Here is a 16,245-nt window from a genome sequence, read left to right as displayed (position 1 = left end):
CAGCCCGCGCTGGTGGAATCCGATGCCACCGCGATGGTTTCGGCAGTGTCGCGCCGGGTGCGGGGCCGGGCCCTGGTGGTGCTGCTGACCGATCTGAACGCCTCGGCCCTGGACGAAGGGCTGATGACGGTGCTGCCGCTGTTGTCGGCCCGGCATCAGGTGCTGCTGGCCGCGGTCTCCGATCCGCGGGTGGACCAGTTGGCGGCCGGGCGTTCCGACGCCGCTCAGGTGTACGACGCCGCCGCCGCCGAACGGGCCCGCAACGACCGCCGGGCCATCGCGTCCCGGCTGCGTGGCCACGGTGTCGACGTGGTCGACGCCCGGCCCGAGGATCTGGCGCCGGCGCTGGCCGATCACTATCTGGCGATGAAGGCGGCGGGCAAGCTCTGAGCGGTCGACACTAAGCCGTCGGGACGAAGTCGGGGGCGTCTTCGAGATCGCCGCTCTCGCCCGCCCGAACGGCCTTGCGCCCGAAGTAGAAGACGTAACCCAGGAAGGCCAGTTCGACGGCGATGCCGATGCCGACCCGCATGAACGTGGGCAGCGGCGACGGCGTCACCAGGGCCTCGACGAGACCAGACACCAGCAGCACGACCGCCAGCCCGATCGCGGCCGCGACCACGGCCCGGCCCTGTTCGGCCAGCACCTGCCCGCGGGGCCGGTCGCCGGGCGCGATCACCATCCAGCCCAGCCGCATCCCCACCCCGGCGGCCAGGAACACCGCGGTCATCTCGAGCAGTCCGTGCGGAGTGATCAGACCGAGGAACAAATCGCCCTTGCCCGCGCTGAACATCAGCCCGGCGATCACGCCGAGGTTCGCCGCGTTCTGGAACAGGACGTACGGGATGGGCAGCCCGAGCAGGATCGCGAAGCCGATGCACTGCGCGGCCACCCAGGCGTTGTTCACCCAGACCTGCAGCGCGAACGACCCGGCCGGATGCTCGCTGTAGTAAGACTCGAAATCGTGGTGGACCAGTTCCTCGATCTCGCTGGGCGTTCCGATGGCGGCGTGCACCTCGGGATTGCCCGAGACCCACAACGCCAGTGCCACGGTCACGATGAAGAACCCGACGGCTGATCCCAGCCACCAGCGCCAGGACCGGTAGGCCACCACCGGGAAGGACACCGTCCAGAACCGGGCGAACTCCCGCCACAGCGGGGCGTGGGCCCCCGTCACCGCGGCACGGGCCCGGGCCACCAGCCCGGACAGCCGCCCGACCAGTACCGAATCCTGCGAGGCCGAACGCACCATCGACAGGTGAGTGGAAACCCGCTGATAGAGGTCAACGAGCTCGTCGACCTCGGCGCCGGTCAGGTGCCTGCGGCGTTTTACCAACTGTTCCAAGCGGTCCCAGGTGGGGCGATGAGCCACGACGAACGCATCGAGATCCACCTGGCAAAGCCTAGTCGGTAGCGTGTGTCGGTATGGTTTCGCAGCCCGAGCCGGTGGTGACCGGGGACGCCGTCGTCCTCGATGTCGCGATCGCCCAGTTGCCGGTGCGCACCCTGGCCGCACTCATCGACATCCTGGTGATCGTCACCGGATATGTGGTCGGTGTGGTGCTGTGGTCACTCACGCTGACCCAACTCGACGACGCGCTGTCGGCGGCGATCCTGATCATCTTCACCGTGCTTGCCCTGGTCGGGTATCCGGTGGTGATGGAGACGGCGACGCGGGGACGGTCGCTGGGCAAGATGGCGTTGGGTCTGCGGGTGGTGGCCGAGGACGGCGGCCCGGAACGCTTCCGCCAGGCGCTGTTTCGCGGCCTGGCCGGCTTCATCGAGATCTGGATGCTGACCGGCGGGCCTGCGGTGATCTCCAGCCTGTTGTCGGCCAAGGGCAAACGGCTCGGTGACATCTTCGCCGGCACCGTGGTGATCAGCGAGCGCGGGCCCAGGCTGACCCCGCCCCCGGTCATGCCGCCCGCGCTGGCCTGGTGGGCCGCCTCGCTGCAACTGTCCGGTCTCGGTCCCGAGCAGGCGGAGCTGGCCCGGCAGTTCCTGTCCCGATCGGCTCAACTCGATCCGCGGATCCGCCATGAGATGGGCCAACGGATCTTCACCGAGGTGGCCTCCCGCATCTCGCCACCACCGCCACCTGGGGTTCCGGTGGAGTACGTGCTGGCTGCGGTGCTGGCTGAGCGGCACCGTCGCGCGTTGGCCCGGTTGATGCCGCGGGCCCAGCCGGCGGCGTATCCGGCGCCGTACCAGGGTTATCCGTCACCCGGCCCGACCAGCGGATTCGCCCCGCCAGGTTAGCGTGTGGGACATCACTGTCTCATTTTGGTCCAGTGGTGCTATATTTTGATCCATGACCAGTCCGGCATCGACGACGCAGAGCGGGCCGCGTGAGCGCACCCGCAAGGCGATTCTCGATGCCGCGATGACGGTTCTGGCCGATCAGCCCTCGGCATCGCTCTCCGATATCGCGGCCGCCGCAGACGTCGGCCGCAGCACCGTGCACCGGTACTACCCCGAGCGCACCGACCTGCTGCGCGCCCTGGCCCGGCACGTGCACGAGCTCACCATTGCCGCGATCGACCGCGCTGACCCGATGCACGGTCCCGTGGACGCGGCGTTGCGCCGGGTCGTGGAAAGCCAGCTCGACCTCGGCCCCATCGTGTTGTTCGTCTACAGCGAGCCCACGATCCTGGCGGATCGCGAGTTGGCGGCCCACCTGGACACCGGTGACGAGGCGATCGTCGAGGTGCTCAACCGAGCCTCGGTCGACAGGCCCGAATACCCCCCAGGGTGGGCCCGGCGGGTGTTCTGGGCCCTGCTCGATGCCGGCTCTGAGGCCGCCAAGCAGGACGGCACTCCCCGCCACCAGATCGTCGACGCCATCATGACCAGCCTGACCGCGGGCACCATCCAACTCCCGCGCGGCTGATCCCCTCTTTGAAGTCTTTGGAGCTCATCCCATGTCCACGTCCACCTACCTGGACGGCAATCCGTCGGTGACACCGACACCCAAACGTGCCTGGCTGGCGCTCGCCGTCCTGATGCTGCCGGTGCTGCTGATCGCGATCGACAACACCGTGCTGGCGTTCGCGCTGCCGGCGATCGCCGAAGATTTCCGCCCGTCGGCATCCACTCAGTTGTGGATCGTCGACGTCTACTCACTGGTGCTGGCCGCATTGCTGGTCGCCATGGGCGGGCTCGGCGACCGGATCGGCCGGCGCCGGCTGCTGCTGATCGGCGCCACCGGTTTCGCGGTGGTGTCGGTGGCGGCCGCGTTCGCGCCCAGCGCGCAGTACCTGGTCATCGCGCGCGCCGCGCTCGGTGTGTTCGGCGCCATGTTGATGCCGTCGACGCTGTCGCTGATCCGCAACATCTTCACCGACGCGTCGGCCAGCCGGCTCGCGATCGCGATCTGGGCCTCCTGTTTCACCGCGGGCTCGACGCTGGGCCCCATCGTGGGCGGTGCGTTGCTGGAGCACTTCCACTGGGGTTCGGTGTTCTTGGTCGCTGTGCCGATCCTGTTGCCGCTCTTGGTACTCGGCCCCCGGCTGGTGCCGGAATCGCGTGACCCCAATCCGGGCCCACTGGACTTGTTCAGCGTGGTGTTGTCGTTCACCGCGATGCTGCCGTTCGTGTGGGCGATCAAGACCGCGGCCCACGACGGGTTGTCGGCCGCGGTGGCGCTCGCCTTCGCCGCCGGTATCGCCTCGGCCGTGATGTTCGTGCGGCGCCAGAAGCGCAGTGCCACTCCGATGCTCGACATCGGGCTGTTCTCCTACGCCCCGTTCAGCTCGTCGATCCTGGCGAACTTCCTGTCGATCGTCGGGTTGATCGGCTTCATCTTCTTCATCTCGCAGCATCTGCAGCTGGTGCTCGGCCTGTCACCGCTGGTGGCCGGCCTGGTGACACTGCCGGGTGCGGTGGTGTCGATGATCGCCGGCATCGGTGTGGTGCAGCTGGCGAAACGCTTTGCGCCGCAGACGCTGATGGTCGCAGGCCTGATCCTGGTCGCGGCCGGGTTCGTGATGATCCTGCTGTTCCGCCACGACCTGTCTGTGGTGGCCGTGATCGTGTCGTTCATCGTGCTCGAACTCGGCGTCGGCATGTCCCAGACGGTGTCCAACGACACCATCGTCGCCTCCGTCCCGGCCGCCAAAGCCGGTGCGGCGTCGGCAGTCTCGGAGACCGCCTACGAGCTGGGCGCGGTGGTGGGCACCGCGACCCTCGGCACCATCTTCACCGCGTTCTACCGCGGCAACATCACGGTGCCGGCCGGCTTGACGCCCGAGCAGGCCGGTGACGCCGCCGAGAGCATCGGCGGGGCCACTTCGGTGGCTGCCGACCTGCCCGCGACGACCGCCGACCAGTTGCTCGAATCGGCGCGCATCGCATTCGATTCCGGCATCGCGCCGACGGCGGTCATCGCGGCGGCGCTGGCGCTGACCGCGGCCGCCATCGTGGCAGTCGCGTTCCGCAAGCAGGCTCAGCGGTAGCCCAGGCCGGTCAGTAGCAGGATCGCGCCGAGGAACCCGGTCGCGGTGCGGACGTGGTTCCAGGCCGTCCACCTGCTGAAGTAGGCCTGCCATTCAGCCGCCGCGTCGGCCAGGTCGATCTGGTCGAGGTGGTTGTTGAGCGGCACGTTGAACAGCATCGTGACGACGACCCCGAGGATGCCGAAGACCGCACCGGCCACCAGGAACCAACTGCCGGGGCGGTCGATCTGGGTCACCGCGATCACGCCGACGGCCAGCGACAGCAGCGCCGAACCCAGCAGGAACAACAGGAACGGCGCATTGCTGTTGGCTTCGGCGTTCATGCCGCGCATGGCGGTGACCGCGTCGACCGGGCCGGTGCGGTCCAAGCCACGCATCACGAACGTGGAGAACGCGTAGAACAGGCCACCGGCGGCGGCGCTGCCGAGCGCGGCGGCCGCGGTGAGGATGACGAGTGGGCTGATGGTCATGAAGTCAGTCAACGACGATGGCGTGAGACGTTCCATCGTCAGGAATCCCGATTTCATACGCGATCGTCTCGATCGGCCCGCGCTGTCAAGATGGGTCGGTGACGTTCGACGATTTGGTGGCCGAGGCCGAGACGGCACCCGTGGCCGGTTGGGACTTCTCGTGGCTGGACGGCCGCGCCACCGAGGCCCGGCCGTCGTGGGGCTACCAGCGCCTGATGAGCCGGCGGTTGGCGATGGTGGCCTCGGCGCTGGACATCCAGACCGGGGGCGGTGAGGTGCTCGCCGGGGCGGCGACGTTCCCGCCGACCATGGCCGCCACCGAATCCTGGCCGCCCAACCTCGACCGGGCGACCCGGCTGCTGGGGCCGCGCGGCGTCGTCGTGGTCGCCGATCCCGACGAGCCACCGCTGCCGTTCGCCGACGCGGCGTTCGAGCTGGTGCTGAGCCGGCACCCGGCCACGGTGTGGTGGGACGAGATCGCCCGCGTGCTGATGCCTGGCGGCACCTATCTCGCCCAACATGTCGGCCCGGCAAGCGTTTTCGAGCTGACCGAGTACTTCCTCGGGCCACAGCCCGAGGCCCGGAGGGCCCGCGACCCGGAATCCGAGTCCGCCGCGGCGCGGGCCGCCGGCCTCGACATCGTCGACCTGCGTGCCGAGCGCCTGAAGATGGAGTTCTTCGACATCGGCGCGGTGGTCTACTTCCTGCGCAAGGTGATCTGGATCGTGCCGGGGTTCACGGTCGATGACCACCGCGACAAGCTCGCCGCACTGCACCGCAAGATCGAGGCCGACGGTTCGTTCGTCGCGCACTCGTCGCGTCACCTGATCGAGGCCCGCAAGCCCGGTTGAGCGCTTACCCTACGGTCGTGGACGCCCTGGTCGGACTGCTCGACGGGGTTCGCGCCCGCGGCGCGTTCGTGCTGCGGCTGCGCATGGACCCGCCATGGTCTCTCGCCATCCGCGACGAGGCACCGCTGGCGTTGATCTGCCAGACCCGTGGCGACGCGGTGATCTCCGGTACGCACAGCGGCACGTTGCGGCTGGGGCCGGGTGATGTCGCGCTGACCCGCGGCACCGAAAACTATGTGTTCGCCGACGATCCGGCCACGCCACCGAGCGTGGTGATCAATCCCGGGCAACGCTGCACCACGCTGTCCGGGGAGGATCTGCATTTCGAGATGTCGCTCGGGCTGCGCAGCTGGGGCAACAGTGCGACGGGTGCCGCGGAGTCGATCGTGTGCGCTTACGAGGGTCGCAGCGAGGTGAGCGCACGCCTACTCGACGCGCTGCCCGCGGTGCTGGTGGTGCGGGCCGACGAGTGGGACACCCCGCTGATCGATCTGCTGTCGAACGAGGCCGGCCGCGACGGGCCCGGCCAGGAGGCCTACCTGGACCGGCTGCTCGATCTGCTGCTGATCGCGGTGCTGCGCACCTGGTTCGACCGGGACGGCAACGCGCCGTCGTGGTGGCAGGCCGAGCAGGACCCGGTCGTGGGACCCGCCCTCAAGCTGATCTACAACAACCCGGCCCACCCCTGGACGGTGGCCAATCTGGCTGCGGCCGTGGGCTGTTCGCGCGCGGTGTTCGCCCGCCGGTTCACCGATCAGGTGGGCGAGCCGCCGATCGCCTTCCTCACCGGCTGGCGCCTGGCACTGGCCGCCGACCTGCTGCGCGACACCGAGGCCACCATCGCCGCGGTGGCCCGGCAGGTCGGCTACTCCACACCGTTCGCCTTGAGCAGTGCGTTCAAGCGCGCCTATGGCCTGAGCCCGATCGAACATCGGGCGGTGTGATCGCGGCGCAGCCCTGGACTATCGACAAACGATAGATTCCGATATATCGTCAACGTATCGGAGTGGAACACCCCGTTCCCCGTTACGAAAGGACTTGCCATATGAGCACCCCGTTCACCCCCTCAGGCGGATTCGGCTTCGGCTTCGGGCCGGCGGACCGCCGTGCCATGCATCAACAGCGTCGCGCCGCTCGGCGTGAGTTCCGCGATCAGCTGCGCGCCCACCTGCACGAGGCCCGCGAACAGAACATCGATTCCACCTGCCAGACCGGATTCGGTGGCCCGGGTTTCGGCCCCGGCTTCGGGCCCGTGCGCGGCTTCGAGTTCGGCTTCGACCCGCGCGGCGGATTCGGCTTCGGCTTCGGCCCACGCGGTGGCCATCGTGGCCGCGGCGGACGGCGGGGACGACGCGGCGATGTGCGTGCCGCGATCCTGACCCTGCTGGCCGAACGGCCCATGCACGGCTACGAGATGACCCAGGAGATCGCTGACCGCAGCGACAATCTGTGGAAGCCGAGCCCAGGTTCGGTGTACCCCACCCTGCAGCTGCTGGTCGACGAGGGACTGATCGCGCCGACCGAAACCGAGGGCAGCAAGAAGACCTTCGAACTGACCGAGGACGGACGCCGGGCCGCCGAGCAGATCGAGACGCCGCCGTGGGAACAGATCACCGCGGACGCCGAGGACGAGGCTCCCGGCACGGTGAACCTGCGCGGCGCCCTCGGCCAGCTGATGGCAGCGGTCAGTCAGTCGAGCTTCACGGCCAGCGAGGATCAGCAACAACGCATCCTCGACATCGTCAACAACGCCCGCCGCGAGATCTACCAGGTCCTCGGCGAAGAGTGAAGAGCCCGTAGGCTGCCCTCGTGGACAGCCTTGTCACAACCATCGCGCCGGCCGTAGTCGCAGTCCTGACCGCGGTCGGCGCGGTCATCGGACTCCAATTCCGCGATGTCGACGCCTACGAGCGCCGGCGCGGCATCTGGCAGTGGCTCCTGGTGCTGCTCGCCGCGGCCGGGACGATGGGTGCCATCGGCTCGGCCTCCGGGGTGGGCAGCCCCGTCGAGGCGACCGTCATGGCGGTGGTCGGCGTGGCCGCCGTCATCGTCGCCCACGTGTTGTGGCGCCGCCGTGTCCTCGATCCGGAGCCCCGGAACGTGGCGATCGCCACGGCAGCGGCCGCGTGCGCGGTCCTGGTGATCATCGGAACAACCGCACTGACCTACACCGGCGACAAGGGCTGCCGGCAGGCGGATCCGCTGGTGCAGTCCAGTCTCGCGAGCACCGGCGCCCTCATGCCGACCGCGGAGGCCAACCAGGGGCCGACGGTCGGAGATTACACAGATTGGGCCAAGATCATCCGCGAGCAGGCCGATCAGGTGACCGACGGAGAGGTCGCAGAGCACGCGCACCGGATGGGCGAGTTGGCCGGGCAGATCCTCGATGCCGCCAGGAGCGGCGCCAAGGCCGACCATGCGCTGCTCGGTAAGCAGTACCAAGATGAACTCAGGTCCATCATGGCCAAGTGCCGAATCTCGGTGACCCGCTAGATCTCCACCCAATCCAGGGTCCGCTCAACGGCTTTGCGCCAACCGGCGTACCCGCTGGAGCGCTGCTCGTCATCCCACTGCGGGCTCCACCGCTGGCCCTCCTGCCAGTTGGCCCGCAGGTCGTCGGGGTTCTCCCAGAAGCCGACCGCGAGCCCGGCCGCGTAGGCCGCACCCAGGGCGGTGGTCTCGGCGACCACCGGCTTGACCACCTCGACGCCGAGCACGTCGGCCTGGATCTGCATGCACAGCGCGTTGGCGGTGATTCCGCCGTCGACCTTCAGAACCTCAAGGTGCACACCGGAATCGGCCTCCATCGCCTCCACCACGTCACGGCTCTGGTAGCAGATCGCCTCCAGGGTGGCGCGGGCCAGGTGAGCATTGGTGTTGAACCGGGACAAGCCGACGATGACGCCGCGGGCATCGGAGCGCCAGTACGGCGCGAACAGCCCGGAGAATGCGGGCACGAAGTACACGCCCCCGTTGTCGCTCACCTGCCGGGCCAGCGCCTCGCTCTGTGCCGCGCCGCTGATGATGCCCAGCTGATCGCGCAGCCACTGGACCGCCGAACCGGTCACCGCGATCGAACCCTCAAGCGCGTAAACCGGTTTCGCGTCACCGAACTGGTAGCACACCGTGGTCAGCAGGCCGTTGTCCGAGCGCACGATCTTCTCGCCGGTGTTGAGCAGCAGGAAGTTGCCGGTTCCGTAGGTGTTCTTGGCCTCGCCGGGCTCCAGGCAGACCTGCCCCACCATCGCGGCCTGCTGATCGCCCAGGATTCCCGTCACCGGTACCTGACCGGCCAGCGGCCCGTCGTCGCGGGTGATGCCGAACGATCCCGGGTTCGACGACGGCTTGATCTCCGGCAGCATCTGGCGCGGGATCGAGAAGAATGACAGCAGTTCGTCGTCCCAGTCCAGGGTTTCCAGGTTCATCAGCATGGTGCGGCTGGCGTTGGTGACGTCGGTGACGTGCACGCCGCCGCGATACCCGCCGGTGAGGTTCCACGTCACCCAGCTGTCGGGGGTGCCGAAGATCGCGTCCCCGTTCTCCGCATCGCGACGGACACCGTCGACGTTCTCCAGGATCCACTGGATCTTGCCCGCCGAGAAGTACGTCGCCGGCGGAAGNGGCCGCGGCGGACGGCGGGGACGACGCGGCGATGTGCGTGCCGCGATCCTGACCCTGCTGGCCGAACGGCCCATGCACGGCTACGAGATGACCCAGGAGATCGCTGACCGCAGCGACAATCTGTGGAAGCCGAGCCCAGGTTCGGTGTACCCCACCCTGCAGCTGCTGGTCGACGAGGGACTGATCGCGCCGACCGAAACCGAGGGCAGCAAGAAGACCTTCGAACTGACCGAGGACGGACGCCGGGCCGCCGAGCAGATCGAGACGCCGCCGTGGGAACAGATCACCGCGGACGCCGAGGACGAGGCTCCCGGCACGGTGAACCTGCGCGGCGCCCTCGGCCAGCTGATGGCAGCGGTCAGTCAGTCGAGCTTCACGGCCAGCGAGGATCAGCAACAACGCATCCTCGACATCGTCAACAACGCCCGCCGCGAGATCTACCAGGTCCTCGGCGAAGAGTGAAGAGCCCGTAGGCTGCCCTCGTGGACAGCCTTGTCACAACCATCGCGCCGGCCGTAGTCGCAGTCCTGACCGCGGTCGGCGCGGTCATCGGACTCCAATTCCGCGATNCGCCGCGGCGATGCGGTCGGTGCGGGTGTCCTGCCACACGATGGCGTTGTGGTACGGACGGCCGGTGCGGCGGTTCCACACCAGCGCCGTCTCACGCTGGTTGGTGATCCCGAGCGCGGCCAGGTCACCGGCCACCAGGTTGGTCTTGTTCAGCGCCGTCATGATCGCGGCCGAGGTGCGTTCCCAGATCTCGACCGGATTGTGTTCCACCCACCCGGCCCTGGGCAGGATCTGCTGGTGCTCAAGCTGATGGCGGCCCACCTCGGCGCCGGCGTGATCGAAGATCATGCATCGGGTGCTGGTGGTGCCCTGGTCGATTGCTGCTACGAAGTCGGCCACTGTGTTCCCTTCCCGGGTCGCTGTCGCTCCTGCCCGCCGAAACGTCCATGATGGCTTACATGGTTTCCGACGCCGCGGGTTTCACGTCCGATATCGACCGGATGCCCCGGGGCGGGTTCCGGGCGTCGTGCCTGGACCGGCTGCTGGAAACCGATCGGCTGGAGTACCTGGACCGCGACGACGTCGACGAATCGACGAAGAAGCAGGTGATCGGGGCGCTGGACTGGACGGGCCGGTTCTTCCGGAATCATCAGCGGTTCGCCGCGATCGCGCTCGATCTGGTGGCCGACGTGCCCGATCCGCGGATTCTGGAACTGGGCGCCGGGCACGGCGGGGTGTCGCGCCAGCTGCTGGCCGATCATCCGTCGGCCCGGGTCACCGTCACCGACCTCGACGCGGAATCGGTGGCACGCATCGCCGCCGGTGACCTCGGCTCCCATCCGCGCGCCGAGGTCCGCCAGATGGACGCCACCGCGATCGACGCCGCCGACGACAGCTACGACCTGGCCCTGTTCGCCTTGTCGTTTCACCACCTGCGCCCGTCGCAGGCCGCGCGGGTGTTCGCCGAGGGCACTCGGGTAGCGGACACCCTGCTGATCATCGATCTGCCGCGACCACCCGCGCCGCTGCACCTGCTGCGCCTGGCCACCATGCTGCCCGCGGCGCTGGTGCTGCCGTTCGCGCACGACGGAGTCATCAGTTCGCTGCGCAGCTACAGCCCATCGGCGTTGCGCAGCCTGGCCCACCACGCCGACCCGTCGATCGACGTCGAGCTGCGCAGCGGGCTGAACCTGCCGCAGATCGTGATCGCCAGGCGCGCGCGCTGAATTCGCTCAGGCGCGCCGCTGCAGCTGCGGTGCCACCGAGAAGCAGTCGGCGACGGTCGAGGCCAGCTCGAGGAAGGCCTGCCGGGTGGACCGGCTGAGGAAGCCGAGGTCGACTTCGGCGCCCTCGGCGAGGTGGTCGTCGAACGGGATCACGTGCACGGCCCGCACCCGAGGCAAGAAATGGTTCGACAGCTGCCCCATGTCGAGTCCGAGCGCACCCGGCCGCGAGGCACTGACCACTACCACGGCCTTCGGCACCAGGTGCGAATAACCGTTGCGCTCAAGCCAGTCCAGCGTCGCCAGGGCACTTCGGGCGGAATCGATGGCCGGCGACGCGACGATCACGATCACGTCCGCCGCGTCCAGCACGCCCGCCATCGCCGAGTGCACCAGCCCGGTACCGCAGTCGGTCAGGATGATGTTGTAGAAGCGCTGCAGCACGCTCAGCACGCCGCGGTAGTCGTGCTCGGAGAAGGCCTCCGAGGTGGCCGGATCCCGCTCTGAGGCCAAAATCTCCAGGCGGCTTGAACTTTGGGACGTGTGGCGGCGGATATCGGAGTATCGCGAGATGCCGTCGTCGAGAAGCACGTCGCGCACGGTGGAATCGCACTCGTTGGGGCCACGCTGGGCCAGCGTGCCGAAGTCGGGGTTGGCGTCCACCGCGATCACCCGATCACCGCGGGTGGCCGCCAGCGTGGCGCCCAGGCCGACGGTGGTGGTGGTCTTACCCACCCCGCCCTTCTGGGACAGCAGCGCGATGTTGAACGGACCGCCGACCACCGGCTGGTTGACCCGGTCCAGGAGGGCCTTCTGGTTCGCCTCTTCGTCAGAGATGCCCGGGTTCACGCCGGTGACCCGGTACACGGCCTTGCGCCAGCCGGAGCGCGGGGTCGGCGTCGAGCGAACCAGCCCGAGGTCGCCGTTGGTCGGCACCATCGAGTGGTGCGGTTGCGCGGCGGCCCCCGGCCTGCTCGAGGTGAACGGAGTCTGTTCCGGCGGCCCTGGGTTCAGCCGCTCGTCGTCGCGGTCGGTCATGGCTGCTTCCTCGTCATCAGCTCGGTGCCGTCATGCCGAGCACCTGTTTGAGTGCGGCTTGCATGTCGGGCAATTCGATTCGCATCAACTGCGCCTCATCGAGTTCGGACAGGTTCGCCCCGTGGATCTCGCTGAGCCGGTACTCGCGTTCCTCTTCGGCCGCCTCGATCACGTTGCGCACGAACCGGCCGTTGCCGGCCAGGTCGATGCCCGGCCGCAGTTGCCCGGTCGAGTCGATCGCCTCGCTCTGGCACAGCGTGACGCAGCTGTTGACCAGTTCCTCGTAGGCGGCGTCGGAGAGCTCGGAATCTCTGGTGCGGGCGACCAGCCTGCCGATGTCGCCGAGTTCGTGCGGCGCGTACGAACCGAAGCGGATGCGCTTGGTGAAGCGCGATGCCAAACCGTCGTTGGAGGCCAGGAAGCGGTCGATCTCGGCGTCATAGCCGGCGATGATCACGACGAGTCGATCGCGGTCGTTCTCCATGCGGGCCAGCAGGGTGTCGACGGCTTCCCGGCCGAACGCGTCGCCGCCCGACAGTCCGGTCTGGATCAGCGTGTAGGCCTCGTCGATGAACAGCACCCCGTCCATCGCCGAGTCGATCAGCGCGGTGGTCTTGATCGCGGTGCTGCCGAGGTGCTGGCCGACGAAGTCGTGGCGCTTGGCCTCGACGATGTTGGGCGTGCGCAGCAATCCCAGCCCGCAGTAGGTCTGCGCCACCACCCGGGCGATCGTGGTCTTGCCGGTACCGGGCGGGCCGGTGAACGCCAGGTGCAGGCTGCGCGCCGCAGAGCTGAGGCCCTTGTCGCCACGCACCTTTGCCAGCATCGCCGCCGACTTCAGTTTGGCCACTTGGAGTTTGACCTCTGACAAGCCGATCTGGCGGTCCAGTTCCTGCTGGGCTGCCTGGAGGTACTCGTTGCCGCGCTCGGACAGGTCGTCGGCCATCAGGTCTTCGGCCGACGGCACGCTGGCCGGGTCCCAGCGGTCGGTGCGGGATTCGACCATCTCCTTGGAGGTGATGACCAGGCGGTACTTCGGATCGGCCAACGCGGCCGCGTTCGCCTCGAATCCGGGATCCTCGCTGTAGATCCGCTCGAAGATCACCCGGGCGTCCTGCTCCTCGCCCATCTCCCGCAACGTCAGTCCCTTGCAGAACTCCGCGGCCCGCCGGGCACCGGGCACCGGGCCCTCGATGGCCCGGTCCAGCCGGCGAATGCCTTCGCCGAACAATCCCATCTGGGCGCACGCCGAACCGACCATGAGATCGGCGCCGGCCCCGATGTAGTTGTCGGTGAACGACCCCGATCTGCTCAGCGCCGTCAGCACATCGGGCCAGCGCTGGGTGGTGAAGTGCAGGACGCCGCGGATGTAGGCGCAGATCTCGGCGGCGTCGGCCTCCGGTGTCGCGGCGTTGGTTTGTTCCAGCTTGTCGAGTACCTGCTCGGCTTCGTCGAAGTCTTTCGCGCCGATCATGCTGGCGGCGTAGGCAAGCCACATCTCGGTCTTGGTGCTCAGCGGGTAATCGAGGTACAGCCCGGTCTGGAAGCGTCCGCTCAACGCCCGCTGCGGCAGCCCGAGCCGGCGCTGCTCGCGGAACAGCGAGATCGTGCTGGTGCGGTACAGGTGATAGATGACCTCCGGACTGGTGTCGCCGGTGGCGGCGCGGCCCAGCCACGCATCGCACATGTCCGGGTCGTACTCGGTGGCCCGGCGGAAGGCCAGCGCCGCGTACGGCAGGTCGCGCTCGGTTTCCAACCCGTCGATGGGAATGCCGAGCGATAGCACTCCGGCATCGAAAACCCGCTGCGCATCGGTGGATCCACTCATCGGAGGTGACACGTCTCCTCACTGCGCGGTCAGCCGCGAAACGCGCGCGATCTCGCCATTACGTCCCGGTGAGCCCGGTGAGCACCGAACGGACGCCCGCGATTGTACTAAGTTTGGCGGTCGGAACACCTCGGCGCCGGAGAAAATTCCAGCGCCGCAGCTCAGCTGCGCGGGAGGCCAGAATGACACAGCCGGTCCAGTCGCCGGGCGGAACGATTTCGGTCCGCACCACCGAACGTGGGCTGCCCGTCGCGCTCCGCATCGACCCGGCCGAGTTGAAGAAGTCCCCGACACAACTCGCCGACGAGATCATGGCCCTGTGCCGCTTGTCGGCAGCGCGCGCACAGGTCCAGCGCAGGCGCGATCTGACCGAAAAGGGTTACAGCACATCGGTTATCGACCCGCTACGGTTGGCAACCGAAGAAGACCTGAGCCGCGCTGAGGACGAGGTTCTCGGCGAGGAGGACGAACTGCCGCCCACCTGGAGCAGGTCGGTATGAGCAGCCTCGCCGACTCCCTGATCGGACGTATCCGCAAGCAGCGCGACCTGGTACAGGCGATGGATGAGCACTGCCAGTCGATTTCGGCGCGTGTCACCAGCCGTGACGGGAACGTCAGCGTCGAAGTCGACGGGCTGGGCGCGATGACCGGGCTGTGGCTGGGCCCGGCCGCGCACAAGCTCGGCGCTGACGCATTGGCGAAACTCATCGTCGAAACAGCTGGTGCCGCCGCACAGGTGGCGACGGCCCGGCAGCAGTTCCTGTCCCAGGAATTCGCGGCCAGGATGCGGGAACTCCAGCAGGCGCCGCTGACTCGTTGGGACGGCGGCTCTTTCGAACCCGAGCGCTGACGGCCCGCTCGGCAAACCACCACCCGCCCCGCGTCGTCGGCCAACCGGCCGGCGCCTGAACTGCGAAGCAGTCCGCATCGCAGGCCGGATGCGCACGCGACAATTGGTTATCCAGCAATTCTTTCTGACGCGCTAATTACCGAAACGAACGATCTACATGCATTATTCGCGCAAAATTCAGTTAGCTGCGCATCGCTCACACGGCTATAGTTTATTGGTCTCGTGCCCACACAGCGTCCACATCCAGCTGGAAAGGTATTTGCACGATGAGCGACCATTTCGCCGCCCAGCCTGCCGGGATGGCTACCTTTTCCGCCGCCAACGAGGCTGCCGCATCGGCGATAACCGCGGCCGGATCCGCTGATTCGGCAGCGATGCTGACGGCCGCGGCGGCCGCTCTCGGCCCGATCGGCGCGGTCTACCTCGCAGCGTTCGGCCCAGCTCAGGCAACCAATTTGGCGGGTACGCTACTGGTCGGCGGGGTTCATGCCGCCACCGGCGCAGCCACCGGAGTATCTCGATCCGCCGTGTTGAACAACGAGAGCTCCTAGGCCGGGGCGCGATATGCCGTCGATTTTGCCTCCCCAGCCGGTGACCCCGGTAGGTCAGCTAGCTCAGCAGGTCCCCGGCTACGACGCCACCGGTGTCATCGCTGCTCAAGAACAGAATCTGCAAGACTTTCTGAATTTGCCGGTGCGCCAAATTCTTGAGCGTCTGGGTTTGCCGCCAATTGGAGAGCAAAAGCCCCCGGAGGAGCCTCCGCCGGAGGAACAACCGCAGGAACAACCGCCCGCCAATCCGATGGATCCGAGCGCGTTGATCAGTCCGGTCACCGACGCACTCTCCACGCTCGGCACCGGTTTGTTCGAAGGCGTCGACCCGACGACGATGCTGCAGGCCATCACCAAGACGTTCCAGTCCACCGGCGGGTCGCTGCAGCAATCCGTGGGTTCGGTCAACGACGCGTGGCAGGGCGAATCCGGAACCGCCGCGGCAGCCAAGACCACCGCGGCGATTTCCGACGGCGCCGAGGTCGGCGCCCAATCCGACGCGCTGAGCAAGAGTTTGAACACCGCCGCCGCCAACGTCGGACAGGCCAGGGTCCGGCTCATCGCGATCATCTCCGAGTTCGCCGCGACGATCGCGGCGATCGGACCCATGATCATCTTCCCGTGGGGCTGGGCAGCGGCAATCGCGGCCGCCAACAAGGCAATTGCGACCACCGCCGAGGTCATGACCGAACTGCAGACCTCACTGGCCACTCAGGCCGCACAGGTGACCGCGGCCGGCGCGCCGGTGAGCGTCACGTCCGCTCCCGAGGCCGCGTCGCTGGCCGGCCTGGCCTCGCCGCTGATGTCGATGGCGACCAAGGGCGCCGAGGCCGGCGTGCAGGCCGGCAC

The 16,245-nt window shown here is 68.0% G+C and carries 14 protein-coding genes and 6 pseudogenes; 14 read left to right on the top strand and 6 right to left on the bottom strand.

Going from position 1 to position 16,245, the window contains the following annotated elements:
- Positions 1-390: pseudogene (locus BN4332_RS25955) on the top strand (DUF58 domain-containing protein); the annotation flags it as partial.
- A 10-nt stretch (positions 391-400) separates the two neighbouring features.
- Here the strand turns inward: BN4332_RS25955 and BN4332_RS25950 are convergent.
- The gene (locus BN4332_RS25950) at positions 401-1,393 is read right to left on the bottom strand and encodes a stage II sporulation protein M (protein ID WP_066902323.1); all 993 of its coding nucleotides are present in this window, start codon (positions 1,391-1,393) and stop codon (positions 401-403) included.
- A gap of 104 nt (positions 1,394-1,497) precedes the next feature.
- Here BN4332_RS25950 and BN4332_RS25945 point away from each other — a divergent pair, with 104 nt between their 5' ends.
- The 3 genes from BN4332_RS25945 to lfrA are packed head-to-tail and all read left to right on the top strand — an operon-like array spanning position 1,498 to position 4,454.
- On the top strand, positions 1,498-2,259 hold the full coding sequence (locus tag BN4332_RS25945; protein WP_308208383.1) for an RDD family protein: 762 nt from the start codon (positions 1,498-1,500) through the stop codon (positions 2,257-2,259).
- Between the two features lie 52 nt (positions 2,260-2,311).
- Complete coding sequence (locus BN4332_RS25940) at positions 2,312-2,890, top strand: TetR/AcrR family transcriptional regulator (RefSeq protein WP_066902321.1); 579 nt, start codon at positions 2,312-2,314, stop codon at positions 2,888-2,890.
- A 31-nt stretch (positions 2,891-2,921) separates the two neighbouring features.
- Positions 2,922-4,454 carry an efflux MFS transporter LfrA gene (lfrA, locus tag BN4332_RS25935; protein ID WP_066902320.1) on the top strand — a complete coding sequence of 511 codons (1,533 nt, stop codon included), beginning with the start codon at positions 2,922-2,924 and terminating at the stop codon, positions 4,452-4,454.
- On the opposite strand, the gene BN4332_RS25930 is transcribed toward lfrA, so the two are convergent.
- Positions 4,445-4,924, bottom strand: coding sequence for an anthrone oxygenase family protein (locus tag BN4332_RS25930; protein ID WP_066902327.1), 480 nt, complete (start codon positions 4,922-4,924; stop codon positions 4,445-4,447). The two genes, lfrA and BN4332_RS25930, sit on opposite strands and share 10 nt — an antisense overlap.
- Before the next feature lie 98 nt (positions 4,925-5,022).
- Here BN4332_RS25930 and BN4332_RS25925 point away from each other — a divergent pair, with 98 nt between their 5' ends.
- The 4 genes from BN4332_RS25925 (at position 5,023) to BN4332_RS25910 (ending at position 8,268) form a co-directional block, all read left to right on the top strand.
- Positions 5,023-5,775, top strand: a complete 753-nt coding sequence (locus tag BN4332_RS25925) for a methyltransferase domain-containing protein (protein ID WP_066902319.1) — start codon at positions 5,023-5,025, stop codon at positions 5,773-5,775.
- Positions 5,776-5,792: 17 nt separating this feature from the next.
- Positions 5,793-6,719, top strand: a complete 927-nt coding sequence (locus BN4332_RS25920; protein ID WP_066902318.1) for an AraC family transcriptional regulator — start codon at positions 5,793-5,795, stop codon at positions 6,717-6,719.
- 101 nt (positions 6,720-6,820) lie between these two features.
- The gene (locus BN4332_RS25915; protein WP_066902317.1) at positions 6,821-7,564 is read left to right on the top strand and encodes a PadR family transcriptional regulator; all 744 of its coding nucleotides are present in this window, start codon (positions 6,821-6,823) and stop codon (positions 7,562-7,564) included.
- Between the two features lie 20 nt (positions 7,565-7,584).
- Entirely contained in the window at positions 7,585-8,268 is a 684-nt protein-coding gene (locus tag BN4332_RS25910; RefSeq protein WP_066902316.1) for a hypothetical protein, read from the top strand.
- Here the strand turns inward: BN4332_RS25910 and glpK are convergent.
- Positions 8,265-9,395, bottom strand: a pseudogene (glpK, locus tag BN4332_RS25905) (glycerol kinase GlpK); the annotation flags it as partial. The gene BN4332_RS25910 and the pseudogene glpK sit on opposite strands and share 4 nt — an antisense overlap.
- Between glpK and BN4332_RS25900 the strand changes: the two are divergent.
- Positions 9,391-9,858 (top strand): annotated as a pseudogene (locus tag BN4332_RS25900) (PadR family transcriptional regulator); the annotation flags it as partial. The pseudogenes glpK and BN4332_RS25900 sit on opposite strands and share 5 nt — an antisense overlap.
- A gap of 108 nt (positions 9,859-9,966) precedes the next feature.
- Here the strand turns inward: BN4332_RS25900 and BN4332_RS25895 are convergent.
- Positions 9,967-10,305 (bottom strand): annotated as a pseudogene (locus BN4332_RS25895) (FGGY family carbohydrate kinase); the annotation flags it as partial.
- Between the two features lie 50 nt (positions 10,306-10,355).
- Between BN4332_RS25895 and BN4332_RS25890 the strand changes: the two are divergent.
- Positions 10,356-11,132, top strand: a complete 777-nt coding sequence (locus BN4332_RS25890; protein ID WP_066902326.1) for a class I SAM-dependent methyltransferase — start codon at positions 10,356-10,358, stop codon at positions 11,130-11,132.
- Positions 11,133-11,138: 6 nt separating this feature from the next.
- On the opposite strand, the pseudogene BN4332_RS25885 reads toward BN4332_RS25890, so the two are convergent.
- Together BN4332_RS25885 and eccA are read right to left on the bottom strand one after the other, a co-directional pair.
- Positions 11,139-12,137: pseudogene (locus tag BN4332_RS25885) on the bottom strand (MinD/ParA family ATP-binding protein); the annotation flags it as partial.
- 46 nt (positions 12,138-12,183) lie between these two features.
- A complete protein-coding gene (gene eccA / locus BN4332_RS25880; RefSeq protein ID WP_066902314.1) occupies positions 12,184-13,995 on the bottom strand; it encodes a type VII secretion AAA-ATPase EccA in 1,812 nt (603 codons plus the stop codon).
- 182 nt (positions 13,996-14,177) lie between these two features.
- On the opposite strand from eccA, the gene BN4332_RS25875 reads away from it, so the two are divergent.
- The 4 genes and pseudogenes from BN4332_RS25875 to BN4332_RS33385 all read left to right on the top strand — a co-directional run.
- Positions 14,178-14,495: a hypothetical protein gene (locus BN4332_RS25875; protein ID WP_066902313.1), complete on the top strand. Its 318-nt coding sequence runs from the start codon at positions 14,178-14,180 to the stop codon at positions 14,493-14,495.
- Positions 14,492-14,845: a YbaB/EbfC family nucleoid-associated protein gene (locus BN4332_RS25870; protein ID WP_066902312.1), complete on the top strand. Its 354-nt coding sequence runs from the start codon at positions 14,492-14,494 to the stop codon at positions 14,843-14,845. The genes BN4332_RS25875 and BN4332_RS25870 overlap by 4 nt, the downstream gene beginning before the upstream one ends.
- Positions 14,846-15,111: 266 nt before the next feature.
- The gene (locus BN4332_RS25865) at positions 15,112-15,396 is read left to right on the top strand and encodes a hypothetical protein (RefSeq protein ID WP_066902311.1); all 285 of its coding nucleotides are present in this window, start codon (positions 15,112-15,114) and stop codon (positions 15,394-15,396) included.
- Between the two features lie 169 nt (positions 15,397-15,565).
- Positions 15,566-16,245 (top strand): annotated as a pseudogene (locus BN4332_RS33385) (hypothetical protein); the annotation flags it as partial.

It is taken from the genome of Mycolicibacterium houstonense, assembly GCF_900078665.2.
In the GTDB taxonomy this organism is placed as follows: Bacteria; Actinomycetota; Actinomycetes; order Mycobacteriales; family Mycobacteriaceae; genus Mycobacterium; species Mycobacterium houstonense.
The sequence above is the reverse complement of the archived record's forward strand: the minus strand, read 5'-3'. Positions and strand labels throughout refer to the sequence as shown.

Coding starts and splice junctions, on each gene's coding strand:
- BN4332_RS25875 (WP_066902313.1), top strand. CDS start 14,178: ATGACACAGCCGGTCCAGTCGCCGGGCGGAACGATTTCGGTCCGCACC.
- BN4332_RS25940 (WP_066902321.1), top strand. CDS start 2,312: ATGACCAGTCCGGCATCGACGACGCAGAGCGGGCCGCGTGAGCGCACC.
- BN4332_RS25915 (WP_066902317.1), top strand. CDS start 6,821: ATGAGCACCCCGTTCACCCCCTCAGGCGGATTCGGCTTCGGCTTCGGG.
- BN4332_RS25890 (WP_066902326.1), top strand. CDS start 10,356: ATGGCTTACATGGTTTCCGACGCCGCGGGTTTCACGTCCGATATCGAC.
- BN4332_RS25930 (WP_066902327.1), bottom strand. CDS start 4,924: ATGACCATCAGCCCACTCGTCATCCTCACCGCGGCCGCCGCGCTCGGC.
- eccA (WP_066902314.1), bottom strand. CDS start 13,995: ATGAGTGGATCCACCGATGCGCAGCGGGTTTTCGATGCCGGAGTGCTA.
- BN4332_RS25865 (WP_066902311.1), top strand. CDS start 15,112: ATGAGCGACCATTTCGCCGCCCAGCCTGCCGGGATGGCTACCTTTTCC.
- lfrA (WP_066902320.1), top strand. CDS start 2,922: ATGTCCACGTCCACCTACCTGGACGGCAATCCGTCGGTGACACCGACA.
- BN4332_RS25870 (WP_066902312.1), top strand. CDS start 14,492: ATGAGCAGCCTCGCCGACTCCCTGATCGGACGTATCCGCAAGCAGCGC.